We start from the raw sequence: 16698 nt of genomic DNA on the forward strand, positions 1-16698 counted from the left end.
GCGCGAGGCGAAGCGGATGCGGGTCAGCCGCCGAGCTGGATCAGCTTGTCGACCGCAGCCGTCAGGCGACTGTCGGCCTCGCCGTATTTCGTCCAGTCGCCGGCCTTGAGGGCCGCGTCGCGGTCGAGCAGCGCCTGACGGGCATCCTGCAGCGCAGCCTGGTAGTCGGGGCTACCCGTGCTGCCGCCCGACGATCCGCCGCTGCCGCCGGTCTGCTCGGGCGAAGGCGTCGTGCCAGGATCGGGCGCCACATCCTGGTCTCCGGCGTTGGCGCCGGAGTCACCACCGAACAGCTTGTTCAGCGCGTCATTGAGGGTGTCCTCGAACGCGACCTCGGTGCCGAACGCGACCAGAACCTTCTGCAGCTGCGGCAACTGCGTTCCGCTGGAGGCCTGCACGAAGACGGGCTGCACGTAGAGCAGTCCGCCACCGACCGGCAGCGTGAGCAGGTTGCCGTTGATGACGTTGGACTGCCCCTGTTTCAGGATGTTGATCTGCGCGGAGATACCGGGATCGGAGTTGAACGTGTTCTGCACCTGACCGGGACCGGGGATCGTGGCGCCCGCCGTGATCTCCAGGAGCCTGAGCTTGCCGTAGTCCGCGCTCTTCACACCCGCCTGGTCACCGGCATCCGAATCGACCGAGAGGTAGCCCATGAGCACGTTGCGCGACTCCGTCCCCGTCGACTGCGGGATGAAGCTCGTGAACATCGAGTAGCTCGGCTCGTCCTGACCGGGCATCTTCATGCTCAGGTAGTACGGCGGCTGGTTGACGTCGCTGTTCTGCGGGTCTGCCGGCGTGGACCACGCGTTGTCGCGCTCGTAGAGCGACTGCGCCGTATCGACGTGGTACTCGCCGAGCATCGCGCGCTGCACCTTGAACAGGTCGGTCGGGTAGCGCACGTGGCTCATGAGGTCGGCGGACATGTCCGAGACCGGCTTGATCGTGGTCGGGAAGACGTTCTGCCACGCCTTCAGCAGCGGGTCGGTGTCGTCCCACGCGTAGAGGGTGACCTTGCCGTCGTACGCGTCCACGGTCGCCTTGACCGAGTTGCGGATGTAGTTGACGTTGTCGAGCGCGACGCGCGGCGTCGGGTTGTTCGCGTCCTCGATGGCCTGCGACATGCTCGTCGCGGTCGAGTACGGGTACTGATCGCTCGTCGTGTAGCCGTCGACGATCCACACCACGCGACCGTCCACGACGCTCGGATACGGGTCGGAGTCGAGGGTCAGGTAGGGCGCCGCCTTCTGCACGCGCACCGCGGGGTCACGGTCGTAGAGGATCTGCGACTTCTCGTTGATCGAGTCGGAGAAGACGATCTGCTCCGACTGGAACTTCAGTGCGTAGATCAGGCGGTTGAACATGTTGCCGATGGACGGACCGCCGTCACCGTCGAAGGTGGTGCGGGTGTCGTTGCCGCCGTCGCTCGCCGACGGGTAGTCGAGCTCGATGGGCGTCGTGCCCTCGGGCGCGCCCACGATGGAGTAGGCGGGCGAGTTCTCACCGAAGTAGATGCGCGGCTCGTACTTCTCGTCGGTCAGGAACCCGGATGCGGGGATGCTGCCCTCGATGAAGACGGGATCGCCATCGGTCGTGCGCTCGTTGCCCTTGGCCACCACGAGTCCGTAGCCGTGCGTGTAGACCAGCGTGGAGTTCTGCCAGGATCCCGCGTCGCCGAGCCCGGCCGTGTTCACCTCGCGGACCGAGACCACGGTGTCCTGCGTCTGACCGTCGATCTTGTAGCGGTCCACGTCGAGCGGGTCCTCGAAGCGGTAGTACGGACGGTACTGCTGCAGCTGGCGCACGGTCGGCTGGATGATCGCCGGGTCCATGATGCGGATGGATGCGGTCGTCTCGGCGTCGGAGCGCAGCTGGCCGGGCTCGGCGTCGGTCTTCGCGTCGTACGCGGTCGTCTCGAGACCCTCGATGTTGAACGCGGTCTTGGTCGCCTCGAGGTTCCGCTCGAAGTAAGGCATCTCGAGCGTGCGCTGGTTGGGGCGCACCTGGACGGTGTTGAGGATCCACGGGTAGGCCACACCCACCACGAGAGACGTGACCACCAGCAGCGCGGTCGCGATCAGCGGGTAGCGCCACCGGCCGATGACGGCAGTGACGAAGAACAGCACGGCGACGAACGCGGCCACGATCGAGAGGATCGTGAGGCCGGGGATGGTCGCGTTGACGGTCGTGTAGCTCGCGCCCGTGATCCGGTCGCCCGCCTGCGTGAGAGTGCCGAAGCGGTCGAGGAACAGGCTCACGCCCTGCAGCAGCAAGTAGAGGCCGGCGATGATCGCGAGCTGGATGCGGGCGGGCTTGGAGATCCGCAGCTCACGCTGCCCGATGCGCACCGAACCGTAGAGGTACGAGACGAGGGCGGTGACCAACAGCGCCACCAGCACGACCGCCGAGGCGAAGCCCACGGCCCCCTGGTAGAAGGGCAGCGCGAACAGGTAGAAACCGGTGTCCATGCCGAACTGCGGGTCGGCGGTGTCGGTGTGCACGCCGCCCAGCCAGAGCGCCGCCGTCTCCCACTGCGCCGAGGTCGCGAAGCCCGCGAAGAAGCCGAAGAAGACCGGGATCCCCCACATGGCGAGCCGACGCAGCGGCTCGACGACCTCCTGGTAGCGATCGAGCTGGGAGCTCAGACGCACGTAGACGGGGCGCAGCCGGTAGGCGAGCTGGATCGTGACCCAGATCGGGATGGCCATTCCGAGGAAGCCGACGACAAACATCGCGGCACGCCAGAGCCACTGCGTGGTCAGGACCGACGAGTAGCCGAGCTGGTCGTACCAGAGCCAGTCGGCGTACAGGCTCGCGAAGAGGAAGAACCCCACCGCGAGCGCCGCGATGACGGCAAGCGAGATGGCGATCACCCGCCGGGATCTATTGACAGGGACGGGCGTCGGCGCTGCGGTCGAAGTCACCCCCTCATCCTACGAGGGGCATACGCCAGCGGTCGCCGTGAGCCCGCTATGCACGGCGATCGGTCAGGTGCAGGTGGGAAGCGCGTCCAGGTCGCCGCCGGACGAGATCGCATCCAGCACGTCGACGGCGTCATCGAGCGTGGACACCGAGAACACGCGCAGGCCGTCGGGAACGTGCCCCACGACCTCGTCGCAGTTGGTCTCGGGCGCGAGGAAGTACTGGGCGCCAGCGTCGTGAGCTCCCCAGAGCTTCTGACGGATGCCGCCGATGGGCCCCACCTCGCCGTCGGCCGTGATGGTGCCGGTACCGGCGACCTGCGCGCCTCCGTTGAGCTCGCCCGGCGTGAGCTGATCGATCATTCCGAGGGCGAACATCATGCCCGCCGACGGTCCGCCGACGTTGTTGAGCTGCACCTGCACGTCGAAGGGGAAGGTGTAGGAGACGGTCAGGGTGATGCCGATCTGCCAGATGCCCGCGGCGTCGCCCGTGCCCTCCTGCGGTGTGACCGTGACGTTCTCCTGGGCGCCGCCGCGGTCGACGAGGATCTGGACGGGCGCGCCCGCGCCCTCGTTGATGACGCGGCGCAGCCCCTCGGCCGTCGTGACGGCCGTGCCGTTCGCCTGGAGCACGCGATCCCCCGCCTGGAGCTGACCGCTCGCGGGCGACCCGTCGGCCACGGCCGTGACCTGCAGCTGCGGGTTCACGTCGTACCCGAGATGGGTGAGGGCCGCCGCGGTGGCGTCGGCCTGCGAGTCCACCATCATCGCGGTGTTCTGCTCCGACCGTTGCTCGCTGGTCTGACCCGTCGGGAAGATCTGCTCCATCGGGACGACCGCCTTGGTCGGATCGAACCATGCGACCGCTGCATCCAGCCAGGACAACCGCTGCTCCGGTGAGCCGATGACCTGCACGGTCAACAGGTCCAGGGATCCCTCGGTCGGGTACGTCTCGGCGCCGTCGATCGCGATCAACGGCACGTCCTTGCCGTCGGCGTCGGTGACCTTGCCGAGGGTGTTGTAGACGGGGCCTGGCCGCTCGATCACGTAAGGGCTCGGCAGGAACGACATCGTCAGCAGTGCCAGCAGGGCGACCATCAGCGCCCAGATGCCGGCCACCGTGCCCCGCGGCATGCGTCGACGCGGCGGCTCGGGCACGAGGGCGCCCGGGGTCTCGAACAATGTCACTGTGCCTCTTCCGTCGGCCGTTCGCGGCCGGCGTACGGCGAAGTCGTGCTCGCCCGGCTGTGCGATGTATCCCTGCGACTAGCGTAGAACGGGACGTTATCCCCCGGCTGAAAGGCGCCTGACGTGGCAGACGAGGACGACCGGAGCCCCGAAGACCAGTTCCAGGAGCTGCTGCGCCAGCTTTTCGGAGCGGACGGTCTCGACCCGGAGCAGCTGCGACAGCTCCAGCAGATGGGCATCGACCCCGCGATGATGCAGCAGATGATGGGCCAGATGCAGCGTGCGTTCACGAGCTCCGACGGCTCGATCGCGTGGGATGCCGCCGAGCGGCAGGCTCTGCACATCGCGAACCAGAGCGACCTCGGCGTGGCGGCAGGCTCGCGCAGCGACCTCGACCAGGCGTTCTCGCTCGCCACCCTGTGGCTGGGCGAGGCGACGACCATCTCCGAGCTCGCCGAGACCCCCCGTGCGCTGACCCGCGGGGCGTGGGTGGAGGCGACGATGCCGGTCTGGCGCGAGCTCGCCGAGCCGGTCGCCACCAGCATCGCCGACGCGCTCACGGCGACGCTCGCCGAGCAGGCCCCCGAGGAGATGCAGTCCATGCTCCAGGGGGCAGGACGCATGATGCGCTCGATAGGCGGCTCGCTGTTCGCGACCCAGCTGGGCCAGGTCGTCGGACGACTCTCGATGGAGGTCGTCAGCGGAGGCGACGTGGGACTTCCCGTCATGCCCGCCGGCGCCGCCGCGATCCTGCCGCAGAACTTCGCCGACTTCGGCCAGGGACTGGAGATCCCCGAGGACCAGCTCGCGCTGTACGTCGCCACCCGCGAGCTCGCCCACGCCCGCCTCTTCCGCCACGCCCGCTGGCTGCGCCTGGATGTGATCGCGCAGGTGACCGAATTCGCCCGCGGCATCCACGTCGACACGAGCCGGCTCGAGGAACTCGCTGAGCGGTTCGATCCCAGCCAGCCCGAGGAGCTGCGCCAGGCACTCGAGAGCGGCGCCCTGCTGCCCGAGCGCACCGAGCAGCAGGACCTCGCCCTCACGCGCCTGGAGACCCTCCTCGCGCTCATCGAAGGCTGGGTCGACATCGTGACGGCCGACGCGACCCACCGGTTGCCCAGCGCCGACCGCATCGCGGAGGTCGTCCGTCGCCGTCGCGCGGTCGGCGGCCCCGCCGAGAAGGCACTGGGCTCCCTCGTCGGCCTCGAGCTGCGTCCGCGCCGGATGCGGGAGGCCGCCGCGATGTGGCGAAAGGTCACGGATGCCGTCGGCGTCGCCGGCCGCGACGCCCTCTGGGATTACCCGGACCTGCTGCCAGGTGCCACCGACATCGACGACCCGACGGCGCTCATCGAGCGCCTCTCCGCGCGCGCCCGTGGAGAGGCTCCGGAGCGCGACGCGATGGACGAGGCCCTGGAACAGCTGCTCGCAGAAGAAGAAGGCGGAGAGGGACCCGAGGGTCCGCGTCCCGTCTGATCTCTCCTCCCCAACCGGCCCCCGAACGGGCCCGACCATGTGGACAACGACGGCGTCGGTGCCGGCGGGAACAGAATCGGGGCATGCTCCGACTCGATCCCGCCTACCCGCCGGTCTGGCGCGACGAGCGCACGCTGCAGTTCGGAGGCGAGGCGCGCGCCGTGATCGCCGAGGCCGAGCCGTGGCACGAGTGGCTCGTGCACGCGCTTCGCACGGGCGTGAGCGCCAACGATGCGATCACGCTCGCCGCCTCGCTCGGGGCAGACCGCGCGGCGGTCGCGGGCATGCTGGCACAGCTCGCGCCCGTGCTGTGCTCGGACGCTCCCCGCACGCGCGTGGGCTTCGAGGTGTCCGACGCGATCGACGGTGCCGTCGCCGTCGCGGTGATCCGACTGCTCGACACGTCGGTGGAGCTCGTGAGCGATCCCGACGAGGACTGCACGGTGGTCATGCTCGAGTCGTTCGTGGCCGACCCGGGACGCTATCGGGGTCATCTGCGCGACGAGCGAGCGCATCTGCCGATCATCCTCGCGGGCGACCAGGTGCACGTGGGTCCGCTGGTCACTCCCGGCGAGGGGCCCTGCCTCGCATGCGACGCGGCGCACCGTCGTGACGAGGACGCCGCGTGGCCGGCCATTGCGGCACAGCTCATGTCCCAGCCCGCGCCGCCGGTGTCGGCAGCGCTCGTCGGAGAGGCGGTCGCCTATGCCGCGCGCCTGCTCACCGGTCAGCTGCCGGCGCCGGCCGCCCGCCGCCGGGTGACATTCGCTGCTTCCTCGCCCCGCCGGCGGTCGGTCTGGCCGGACGTTCATCCAGCGTGCGCGTGCCGATCTCTTGCAGAAAGCGCGAGGGCTGACGCGTCTGCCGCGCCGACTGCGATGCCCACGAGAGCGACAGGGTACGCGCGGCCCGCGTGATTCCGACGTATGCCAGCCGCCGCTCCTCGTCGATCTGCTCGAAACCCTGCGCGTAGGAGATCGGCAGCAGTCCTTCCGACAGCCCCACGAGGTGAACGTGGTCCCACTCCAGGCCCTTCGCCGCGTGCAACGTCGCCAGGGTCACGGTGGCCAGCGACGGCTCGTGCTGGTCTCGCGCTCTGGCCATCAGATCGTCCGTGAACGCACGCAGCGTGGTGTCCTCTGGCTGCTCTTCGGCCAATGCCAACAGCGCGGCGCGCGCCTCCCACGCGTCACGCAGAGCCCCTCCGACGGCCGGCGGCTCATCGGTGTACCCGCATCCGCGGAGCACGTCGCGGACCGTGTCGCGGAAGCTCCCCTGCATCGGGGCCACCGTTGCGGCGCGCAGTGCCATGACTGCCTGACGCACCTCAGGCATGTCGAAGAAGCGCTTGCCGCCCATCACCGTGGTGGGAACGCCCGCATCCGCGAGTGCCGTCACCAGCTCCGCCGACTGCGCATGGGCACGGTAGAGCACGGCGATCTGGCGGGGGTCCACGCCGTCGTCGAGTTGGGCACGGATGCGGGCGGCCACACCCGCGGCCTCGTGGGCGTCGTCGTCGAAACGCGTCACCGTGGGTACGGGAGAGTCCACGCCGCGGTCGGTGACCAGCTGCAGCGCACCGGGACGACCGCGCATGAGGGCATTGGCGACCCGGAGCACGGGCTGGTCGCTGCGGTAGTTGTGCTCGAGCGTGAAGCTGCGCGCGTCGGGGTGGTGTCTCGGAAAGTCCAGGAGGTAGTCGGCGCGGGCGCCGGCGAAGGAGTAGATCGTCTGGCTCGCGTCACCCACGACGCACAGGTCGCGCCGCTCGCCGAGCCACAGCTCGAGGAGTCGGTTCTGCAGCGGCGAGACGTCCTGGAACTCGTCGACGGTGAAGTGCCGGTACTGCTCGCGCACCGATTGGGCGACGCGCGGCTCCGCCTCGATCATGCCCGCACAGGCGAGCAGGACGTCTTCGAAGTCGAGCTGGTGCCGTTCGTCCTTGAGCTTCTCGTAAGCCGCGTGCAGGTCGCGGATCTGACCGGTGTCGAGCGTGCCGATCGTGACCGGACGGGTGCTTCCGATCTCGTCGATCCTCTGCATCGCGACCTTGCGCTGCTCGATGTGGGAGGCGACGTCGCGCAGGGTCGCGGTGTCGAGGTGCAGTCGCTGCTGCTCGGCCGCCTGAGCGAGCAGGCGCACCTTGTTGTCGACGATGCGCGGAGCGGGGACGCCCGCCACCTGCGGCCAGAAGTAGTTGAGCTGCGAGAGTGCGGCGGCGTGGAACGTGCGCGCGGCGACACCGACGATCCCGAGCGCCCGCAGGCGCCCGCGCATCTCGCCCGCCGCCTTCGCCGTGAAGGTCAGGGCCATCACACGGCCGGGTGAGTACGTCCCGCTGTCGACACCGTAGGCGATACGGCGCGTGATCACGCGGGTCTTGCCCGTGCCTGCGCCCGCCAGGACCCGCACCGGGCCGCGCACCGCCATCACCGCGGCGTGCTGCTGCTCGTCGAGATCGGCCAGGATGTCGACGCTCATGCACGCCCCTCGTACCAGTCGCGGATCAGACGCCAGGAGATCGATGCGGAACCGGGCAGCACGACCTCTCCCCTGCCCTCGAGCGCGTCCCCGATCTCCTCGCGGGTGAACCAGCGGACCTCGACGATCTCGTCGCCGTCCGGGCGAGCGGCGTCCGCGATCCGGGCCGCCGCGTGGAAGCCGAGCATCAGCGAACGGGGGTACGGCCAGGCCTGAGATCCGTGGTAGCGCACCCCGACGAGTTCCACCCCCGCCTCCTCCGCGACTTCCCGACCCACCGCGTCCTCCAGCGACTCGCCCGCCTCCGCGAACCCGGCGAAGCAGGAGTACCTGCCGGCGGGCCAGGCGGCATTGCTGCCCAGGAGCAGCCGGTTCGGGTCGTCGGCGTCATGCACGGCGACGATGATCGCTGGATCCGTGCGGGGGAAGTGCTCGCGTCCGCAGTGCGGGCAGTGACGGGCCCAGCCCGACTGTCGCAGCTCGGTGCGCGTGCCGCAGAACGGGCAGTAGCCCTGCTCGCGCAACCACACGCCCAGCGCCACAGCAGTGGTCGCCGCATCCGATTCCGCCTCCGGCAGAAGCCCGCCGATCTCCCGCAGCCGGGCGAAGGGCTCGGCGACGGTCTCGGTCACCGCCGCAAGGACACCCCGGCCGTCGACCGTGCGCCCGAGGAAAGCCCACTCGGATGCTGCCAGTCCGGCAGCGGCCACCAGGCGCACACGAGGGTCCTCGGCGCTCCCGGAGATCGACACGAGGTCGCCCGCGACGGCCAGGGCGAGGGTGGTCTCGTCGGCGCGCAGGGTATCGACCAGCGCCGGGTCCTGCCGCTCTTCCGCGGCACGCCGGAGCGGGAACAGAGCCTGTGCACCGGTGTCGGAAACGCTCACCGATACCTCCTCGACGGGCGTGGCGACCGGCTCGGGCCGGGGGTGGACGCCTACCCTGAGTGCATGCCACGCTCACCTCTCACTCTAGCCGCGTCGGTGACGGCGGCTCTTCCGGAGGCCGTCGTCGTGAGCGCGGGGCGGCTGGGCAGCATGGACGAGGCCGGCACCGCTGCGGCGCTGGTGGAGCTCGCCGACGGCCGCCGCGTCGTGGTGCGCGTCGCGGGAGACGACGAGGCGGGTCGCACGGCTCGCGCCGACGCGCGCGTGCTGTCCTCGCTGAGTGCCGGGGTGCGGAGCCTGCTCCCCTTCCGGGCGCCCACGGTGCTGGGCGAGACCACGATGGGTTCCGAGCACGTCATCGTCACCGACTACCTCGCCGGATACCGCGTCGACGCGGCCGATCTGCCGCCGGGCCCCGGGTTCACCGGACTCGTCGGACGCGCGATCGCCGCCGTGCACGATCTTCCCGTGACCGTGATCCGCGCCGAGGGTTACCCTGTGCGCTCCGCACAGCAGGTGCGCACCGACGCACGGCGCCTCGTCGAGCGCGCGGACGACACCGGTCGCCTCGTGCCCGAGCTCCGGGATCGCTGGCTGAGCCTGCTCGATGACGACGCCGCGTGGCGCTACGAGCCCACGGTCGTCCTGGACGGACTCGATGTGTCCTCCTTCGTCTTCGACGACGTGGACGGGACGCCCGAAGTGGTCGCCCTTCTCGACTGGCAGGGCCTGTCGATCGGGGATCCCGCCGTGGATCTGCGGTGGTTGGGCTCCGCGCCGGAGTCGGTGGAGGGCGTCCACGACGGATATGCGGCGGCCTCTCACCATTCCCCGGATCCTGCACTGATCGCTCGGGCACGGTTGTTCGCCGAGCTCGAGTTCGCGAAGTGGCTCGTGCACGGCGTCGATCAGGGCGATGAGTTCGTCGTCCAGGACGCCACGAAGCTTCTCGCGTCGCTCGCCGATGCGACCACGGGAACAGAACTCGTGCGCGGACGCTCTGCCGACGTCGAGGATGCCATCGCGCTTCTCGGACGAGTGCCGGAGACCGAGCCGGGCAGCGGGCAGACCTCGATGCAGACCGACGCCTACGACCCTGTCGAGCTGGGCGCGTACCTCGCCGAGGAGGAGGATCGCCAGGGCTCCGCGTCTGCGGAGGGCATGCCGACGCTGCCGGTCGATCTGTCCGAGTGGACTGTCAGAGCTCAGCCCGCGCACGACGACACTGCCGACACCGCAGAGGATGACGAAGAGAGCCGCGAGGAGACCGCGCGCGCATCCCGCGAGGCGTTGCGCCGCTGGACCGAGGGCTGAGCAGACGCGAGCGCCGGCTCAGTCGCGGATGACGAGATCGTCGGCGACGTAGTACAGCGCCACGTCGATCTGCTCGATCGGGATGCCGTGGCGCGCGTGATAGGCCTGACGGTACAACTCGAGCTGTACCAGGCGCTCACGTCTCTCGGACTCCGACCGCGGGGCACGACCCGTCTTCCAATCGACGATCTCGATCCGATCTCCCCGCCGGTACACCGCATCCAGCTTGCACACCACGACGTGGGGCCGGTCGTCGATGCCGATGTAACGGAAATCGATCTCCGTCTCGACTTCGATCGGCTGCAGCGTGGCCCACTCGCTCGCCTCGAAGATCGCGACGAGACGCGCGAAGTCCGCGTCGTCTGCATCCTGCTCGATCTCTGTCGAGAAGAGCGGATCGTCGAGCGAGGCCGAGGCGCTCACCCCGGAACGACGCTCCACCCACGCATGGAAACGCGTGCCCAGCGAGGTCTGCCGATAGGGCCGCTCCGGCATCGGGCGCTCGAGCGCTGCGACGGCGGCGTCGTAATCGGCGACGAAGTCCTTGTACGCGGATGCCGGGATACGCACCGGTGCACCGGCTCGGGCGGGCCGCAAGCGCTCGGCGCGCTCGGCGAGCAGCAGGGCGAGCTCGTCGTCCGCCTCAGCCGGATGCTCACGCGCCGCCTCCACCGCCTGGGCGGCGTCCGTCACGCGCGGCCTGCGCGACCCCAGAGCGTCCATGGGCCAGTGCAGCGTGCGCGTCGTATCCGCCGGCGGATCCTCTCCCGGATCGATGCGGGGATCGTCGTGTCCGAGGGCCTCAGCGATCTCGATCGTGAACCGGCTCAGCTCCCGCGGCTTCGTCGTCCCCGCCCACGGCGATCCGCTCAGCAGCAGGTGGTCGCGGGCGCGCGTGACCGCCACGTACGCGAGGCGCCGATCCTCCTCGAGCGCACGGTCGCGGTGCGCGTCGACGAAGGCGATGCGGCGATCGCGCAGCTGCTGCTGGCTCTCGGCCCCCTGCCACGGATACGAGGGCAGCCATGCGGAGTCCCCGCGGAAGGCGTACGGCAGGACGCCCGCGCCGAGCCAGCCGCGCGTCTCCTTGGGCGTGGACGGCAACTCGCCCTCCACGACCCGGACGACCGCGACCGCATCCCATTCCAGGCCCTTCGAGCCGTGGATGGTCAACAGTTGGACCACGTCGGATTCCGGCGGGTCGGCCCGCGGGGCCAGGTCGTCGCTGCGCTCGGCATGCTCGAGCCAGGCCAGCAGGCTCTGCAGCGAGCCGTGCTCGTCGGCTGCGAGGAAGGCGTTGACCTCGTCGACGAACGCGCGTATCTGGGCTGCGGCCGTGCGGGCCGGTCCGCGGCTCTCGTTGGCGGCGAGCTCGATGTCCAGTCGCAGCTCCACCTCGATCGCCCGCACGAGTTCTGTCAGGGGAAGGGTCGCCGCGACCTGACGGAGACCGGCGAACACCGCCGCCGCCTCTCGCAGTCGATCGCGAGCGGCCGGGCTGAACGGCTCGAACCACGCGTGGTCGGGACGGAGCCTGGTGAACAGATCGAGGGCGTCGATGAGCGACCCACTCTCGGCGCGTGCGCTCTGCCGCAACCGCGCCAGCAGATCCGGCTCGCTCTCGCCGGCGGCCTGAGCGCGCACCTGACGTCGGGCGAGATCATTCAGTGCCGCCATGTCGGCCAGCCCGATCGCCCACCGCGGGCCGCTCAGCAGGCGGATGAGGGCGGAGCCCTGCGCCGGGTCGCTGACGACTCGCAGCGCACTGACGATATCGACGATCTCGGGCGTGCTCAGCAGTCCGCCGAGGCCGAGAACGCGATGCGGGATGCCGTGGCGGGCCAGCGCTTCGGCGAAACGCGGCATGTGCTTCTTGGCGCGGAACAGAACGGCTCCCGTCGTCGGACGCCCCTCGGCGCCGCGCGCGGCGATCACCCGCCCGAACCAGCGTGCGACCGCATCCGCCTCGCTCTCCAGGTCGGGCTCCGTCACGATCTCTACCCGCCCGTGGTCGGCCCCCGGCCGCGCACGCAGCGTCCCCACCGCCACCGTGCTTCGTTCGGCGAGCGGCGCCAGCACGGCCGTTGCCGCGTTCAGCACGGCCGGGGCGTTGCGCCAACTCGTGAGCAGGTCGAAGCGTGCGCAGGCGCCGTTCGCCGAGAACGCCTCCCCGAACCCCGCCAGGTTGCCGGCGCTCGCACCGCGCCAGCCGTAGATCGCCTGGTGGGGATCCCCGACCGCCATGACCGCCGAATCGGCGAACAGCGTCGACAGCAGCAGGCTCTGCACCACGGAGGTGTCCTGGTACTCGTCCAGGAGCACGACGCGATACTGCTCACGCAGCTCGTCGACGAGCCGCGGATCGCCGCGCACGATCTCGTACGCTCCGGCGACCTGGTCGGCGAAGTCGATCACTCCGGTCCTGCGCTTGTTCCGGTCGTACTCCCGGGCGAGACGCGCGTAGAGCGCGAGCTTGCCGACCGCGGCGACGTCGTCCTGCACGTCCTTGTAGACCGTGGTGCGCGCGTTCTCCGAGGGGATGTCTACGACGCGCGCGAAGCGCTCGGGGAAGCGCTCGAGGTCGTCGAGATCGACGAGGTTGTCGACGGCGTCGCGTGCGATGCGCAGCGCGCGATCGACGAGGGTCCGCAACGACTCCTCCGTCGTCTCGAGCTCGGGATCGTCGGAGGCGAGCACAGTGCGCCGCATGAGCAGCCAGGCCGCCGATTCGGACAGGACGACCGCTTCGGCGTCGCGCCCGATGCGGGCAGCGTGTTCGCGGACGATACCGTCGGCGAAACTGTTGTAGGTCGAGACCGTGGGCCGGTCGAGCAGATCGTCGGCGTCCTCGACAGGCCCCGCGGCCGCCGTCTGTCGCTCAGCGAGGCGGTCGAGCAATCGGCGCCGGTCGTCATCGGAGCCGCCCGAACGCTCGATCTCACCGAATCCCGCGAGCTCGCCGCGACGGTGCAGATCCTCGAGGCTGCCGAGCAGGCCTCGCCGCTCGAACTCCGCGAGGCGCGCCAGGCGGCGCTGGATGCGCTCCGCCAGCTCGCCCGCCGCCTTACGGGTGAAGGTGAGGCCCAGGATCTGGTCGCGGCGGACGAGGCCGTTCGCGACGAGCCATACGACGCGTCCCGCCATCGTCTCCGTCTTGCCGCTGCCCGCTCCCGCGACCACGAGAGCCGGTTCGAGATCCGACTCGATGACCGCCGCCTGTTCGTCGGTGGGCGGGAACTGCCCGAGCGCCGCAGCGATGGCCGCCGCGCTGATCAGTCCGCTCACGGCGCGCTCACCGGCGCGACCGTGTGGATGCGGCACACGCCGTGCGAGAAGTCGTCGCGGCAGTGCGACTCGTAGTGAGCCTCGAAGGACCGTGCGCTCATCACTGTGGCCGCAGCGTTGAGCCGACCGAGGAATGCGGCACGCGCCGCATCGTCGAGGGGTGGCTGCGTGGGCGTCGCGAAGATGGATCGGGAGGACGTGGGCTGCAGGACCAGGAGCTTCGCGCCCGCGCTCTCACGCCCCTGCGCGTCGGGCACCATACCCGCGTCCACCGCGACTTGATACGCCGCGAGCTGCGCGTTGTCGGCCACTTTCGCATCGGTGCTCGCAACCGAGCGCCCGGTCTTGAGATCGACGATCTCCACGCGGCCGTCGGGCAGGAGCTCGACACGATCGATGGTTCCCGACAGCACCATGGGCTGCGCCTTCTCGCCCGCGGGATGCGGCAGCGACACCTCGAACCGTGACTCCGCTCCGAGGAGCGTCCCCCCACGGGCCTCGAAGTCCCGAAGGTAGGCCGACAGCCTCCGGACCAGATCGCGCGCGCGTTCTCGTTCCACGCGCTCGCGCCACGGGGCGTCGAACTCGAGTTCGTCCCAGCGTTGCTCGACCGCACGCCAGAGCGAGTCCTCGTCCGGCCCCGCGGTCTCCATCGCGTGATGCAGGAGCGTTCCGAGGCCGGCGGTCGTCTCGGTGCGCGCACCGCCGAGATCCGAGACGACCCAGTCGAGCTGACAGGTCTCCAGTGCCTCGAGCCGCGAGGGCGAGAGTCGCACGGACGCCTCGGAGGCATCGCGCAGCGGCCCGTCCGATGTGACGGGAGCCATGCCGTACCACTGCGCAGGTGCAGCGCCGGCGACGCGGGCATCGGCCAGCAGGACGAGCTGCTGCGCCGCGTGGGAGCGCGCGGCGGATGCGGTCGCCGTGGTCAGTGTGCGGCGGTGGGCTGCGACGAGTCCCCGCAACGAGAGCGGATGCCGGGTGGGCGCCGGCTGCGCGTCCGGCAGCAGCTCCAGGAGAGGGCTCGGCACCGATGCGTCGTCCGACACAGCGGTCACCACCACGCGGCTGCGGGCGCGCGAGAGCGCCCGGGCGAACAGACGCAGCTCGTCGTGCAGAACCTCTCGCCGCCGATCGCGGGTACTCGCGGCCGCCGCGCCGATACGTGCTTCCGCGAGTCGCCACGCCTGCAGCAGGGTGCCGCGCAGACGCGTGTTGGGCCAGACGCCCTCCTGCATCCCCGCGATCACGACCGTGTCGAACTCCGTGCCCAGCGCTGCCGCCGGGGTGAGCACCTGCACCCGTTCCCGCCTGCTGGGCGGGGTGAAGAGGTCCTCGGCGACGTCGCTGTCGAGGACCCCGCGCACGAACACCATCGGGTCGCGCGGACCCCCCTCCTCGGCACGCTCGCCGAACCGCTTGGCTGCTTGGAAGAGCGCCACGACCGCATCCAGGTCGCGGTCCGCCTGCTCGGCGAGCGGACCCGTACCGCGCGCGAGCGTCGACCAGGCGGTTTCGAGTCCGCTGCGCGACCAGGCGGTCCACAACAGCTCGTGCGCGGTGGCACCCCTCCGGAGGTCGTCTCGCAGCTGAGCGAGCGTCGCGGCGATCGCTGCCGCACGTGATCCCTCGCGCGTTCCCAGCGCCTCCAGTCGCGCGGGCTCGTGCAGTGCGTCCGCGAGCAGCTGCGCGGCGGGTCTCGTGCCTGCCACGAGCACCTCGGCGCGACGAAGCGCCGCACGGAGCCTGCGCAGGTCGACGGGGTCGAAGCCCGCGGCCAACAGGGTCTCGGCCGGGTCGATGTCTTCGGCCGCCGCGCGGACGACCGTCAGCAGGCGCCTCACGCTCCCCCGCGTTCCCAGCGGTTCGACGAGACCCGGCGCGCGGGCAGGCACCTCACGAGCGCCCAGCTCCGCCTCCAGAACGGCGACCTGGCGCGAATCGTGCGCGATCACGGCGCAGTCGGCCCACGCCACCCCGTCACGCAGGTGTCGTTCGCGCAGCACGCGCGCGATGAGGTCGTGTTCCTCGGGAGCGGAGCGGGCGAGGTAGACCCGCAGACTCTCGTCGTGGGGTACGTCCCGGGGCGCTCGTCGGTGGGCGACCACTCCCGCCGCGCCGATCCTGCTCGTGACCCGGCGCACGGCGTCGGTCTGCAGCGCGCTGCCACGGTGCGACGATTCGAGCACCATCGTGCGGCCGAGCGAGGACGCGAGACGCGAGAAGTGTTCGGGACGTGCGCCACGAAAGGCGCCAGAGCCGATGTCGGGATCACCGAAGGCGGTGACCGCGATCCCCCGCGCGCGCAGCGCCTCCAGCAAGGCGACGGCGCCCGGGGTGAGCTCCTGCGCGTCGTCGATCAGCACGGCCCGCAAGCGCCGCACGACCGCGAGCGCCGGGTCCGCCGCTTCGAGCCGGCCCAGCAGCGACACGGCCTCGGCGACGAGCCCCGCCGCATCACGGTGCGAGGAGCGCAGATGACCGCGGGCGTCGTCGTATTCGACGAGGAACGAGCTGAGCGCCTTCCAGACCGGGATTCCTTCGGATGCGGCGAGCTCCGCGAGCTCTGCCGCATCGATGCCCCACGTGGTGCACTCGGCGAGGAAGGCCCGCAGCTCACTGCGGAAGGCGCGCGACGAGCGCACCGCTGCCGGGAAGCCCTCTGGCCAGCGGGATGCGGCGCCCTCCTGCTCGTCGAGTTCATCGCCGCGCAGCAGATCGTGCACGATCTGATCGTCGTCCGCTCCCGTCAGCAGGCGCGGGGCCGGGCGACCGCGGCGCACCTCGTGCGCGCGCACGATCTCGAACGCGAGAGATGCCACAGACCTCGCCGGCGCGCCCGAGCGGGCGCCCGTCATCGCCAGCGAGAGGCGGTCGCGCAGCGCGGTCGCGCTCTGACGCGTCGAGGTCAGCACCAGCACCTCGTCAGGATCGAGTCCCCACGCCGTGAGCTGCGCCGCGCGAGCGATCAAGAGGGTGGTCTTGCCCGATCCCGGCGCACCGACGACCACCAGCGACTGGTCGGGGCCGGCATCCAGTACCGCACGCTGCGAGGCGTCCCAGTCGGGCGCCTCGAACACCGGCTCGGCGTGGGCCGCGGGGCTCGCGGAGGCGGAGAGAAGAGGCATCGGAAGAACGGTAAC

General features: G+C 70.5%; 8 protein-coding genes. 2 read left to right on the forward strand and 6 right to left on the reverse strand.

The annotated features are described in order from the left end of the window. Positions 1 to 23: 23 nt before the first annotated feature. The gene (locus PQV94_RS09675; RefSeq protein ID WP_274285644.1) at positions 24 to 2924 is read right to left on the reverse strand and encodes a UPF0182 family membrane protein; all 2901 of its coding nucleotides are present in this window, start codon (positions 2922 to 2924) and stop codon (positions 24 to 26) included. A 63-nt stretch (positions 2925 to 2987) separates the two neighbouring features. After that, positions 2988 to 4109 carry a YlbL family protein gene (locus tag PQV94_RS09680; RefSeq protein ID WP_337994352.1) on the reverse strand — a complete coding sequence of 374 codons (1122 nt, stop codon included), beginning with the start codon at positions 4107 to 4109 and terminating at the stop codon, positions 2988 to 2990. A 123-nt stretch (positions 4110 to 4232) separates the two neighbouring features. On the opposite strand from PQV94_RS09680, the gene PQV94_RS09685 reads away from it, so the two are divergent. Then, positions 4233 to 5588, forward strand: coding sequence for a zinc-dependent metalloprotease (locus PQV94_RS09685; RefSeq protein ID WP_274285645.1), 1356 nt, complete (start codon positions 4233 to 4235; stop codon positions 5586 to 5588). A gap of 720 nt (positions 5589 to 6308) precedes the next feature. On the opposite strand, the gene PQV94_RS09690 is transcribed toward PQV94_RS09685, so the two are convergent. Both PQV94_RS09690 and nudC read right to left on the reverse strand, forming a co-directional pair. Beyond that, positions 6309 to 8069: an ATP-dependent helicase gene (locus tag PQV94_RS09690; RefSeq protein WP_274285646.1), complete on the reverse strand. Its 1761-nt coding sequence runs from the start codon at positions 8067 to 8069 to the stop codon at positions 6309 to 6311. Next, positions 8066 to 8956 (reverse strand): NAD(+) diphosphatase, encoded by an 891-nt coding sequence (gene nudC, locus PQV94_RS09695; protein ID WP_274285647.1) that lies wholly within the window; start codon positions 8954 to 8956, stop codon positions 8066 to 8068. Before nudC ends, PQV94_RS09690 begins: the two co-directional genes overlap by 4 nt. 63 nt (positions 8957 to 9019) lie before the next feature. Between nudC and PQV94_RS09700 the strand changes: the two genes are divergently transcribed. Next, complete coding sequence (locus tag PQV94_RS09700) at positions 9020 to 10270, forward strand: phosphotransferase (protein WP_274285648.1); 1251 nt, start codon at positions 9020 to 9022, stop codon at positions 10268 to 10270. 18 nt (positions 10271 to 10288) lie between these two features. Here the strand turns inward: PQV94_RS09700 and PQV94_RS09705 are convergent, their stop codons facing one another. Beyond that, positions 10289 to 13555: an ATP-dependent DNA helicase gene (locus PQV94_RS09705; protein ID WP_274285649.1), complete on the reverse strand. Its 3267-nt coding sequence runs from the start codon at positions 13553 to 13555 to the stop codon at positions 10289 to 10291. Continuing rightward, a complete protein-coding gene (locus PQV94_RS09710) occupies positions 13552 to 16683 on the reverse strand; it encodes an ATP-dependent helicase (protein ID WP_274285650.1) in 3132 nt (1043 codons plus the stop codon). Before PQV94_RS09710 ends, PQV94_RS09705 begins: the two co-directional genes overlap by 4 nt. Between the last annotated feature and the right edge of the window lie 15 nt (positions 16684 to 16698).

Origin of the sequence: Microbacterium sp. Clip185, from assembly GCF_028743715.1 — a bacterium.
Taxonomy (GTDB): Bacteria; Actinomycetota; Actinomycetes; order Actinomycetales; family Microbacteriaceae; genus Microbacterium.